2 protein-coding genes are annotated in these 598 nt (G+C 57.7%); one reads left to right on the top strand and one right to left on the bottom strand.

What is annotated here, in order from left to right:
* The coding region (locus AC0L2Z_RS35435) for a hypothetical protein (protein ID WP_287100518.1) at window positions 1-314 on the top strand (314 nt) is incomplete at its 5' end.
* Here AC0L2Z_RS35435 and AC0L2Z_RS35430 read toward each other — a convergent pair.
* Window positions 281-598: transposase (locus tag AC0L2Z_RS35430; RefSeq protein ID WP_473630649.1), on the bottom strand; the 318-nt coding region annotated here is incomplete at its 5' end. The two genes, AC0L2Z_RS35435 and AC0L2Z_RS35430, sit on opposite strands and share 34 nt — an antisense overlap.

Genomic DNA, 598 nt, shown 5'->3' with positions numbered 1-598 from the left:
TTCTTCTCTGGTTGCCGCCCTTGATGCAAGAAGCCTTCCAACCTGATGTGCCGGTGATCGAGTGCGTTCTTCTCTCAGGCCTGTCGTTGCGGCCTTTCAAGAAGCCGCGGGCCGGTATGGTGATCTGCGGATCGGGTCCAAATCTTCTGCAAGAGCTTTCAAGCTCGGGAACGACGGCTGGTTTTCCCAATCCAGATCTTTTCGATCATTGTGCCCATTCAGGTCATCGACTTCCTACACCTTTTTCACCGGCGCCAGTTTGTGTGGTGATGCATATGCGTCATGCAGCCACAACTCGCGCCGGATTTCGATAATCCTCTTTCTTTGTCATCATCGCCCAGATCGCCCGCGCCATCTTGTTCGCAAGCGCGATCGCGACCAGCATGAGCGGCTTGCGACGCAGCATCCGTGCCAGCCATGAACCCTCGACGATGGATTTGCGGGCCAGCACTGTCAGGCGTGACATGGCGCCGATGATCAACAAAGACCGGATATCGGTCTGGCCAGCCTTCGACACGCGTCCAAGTCGCTCCTTGCCGCCGGAGGTGTATTGACGTGGCACGAGCCCAAGCCAGGCCGCAAAGTCCCGCCCGCGTTT

It is taken from the genome of Mesorhizobium sp. WSM4850, assembly GCF_055811735.1.
Note: the sequence above shows the minus strand (reverse complement) of the source record. Positions and strands in the feature narration are given on the sequence as shown.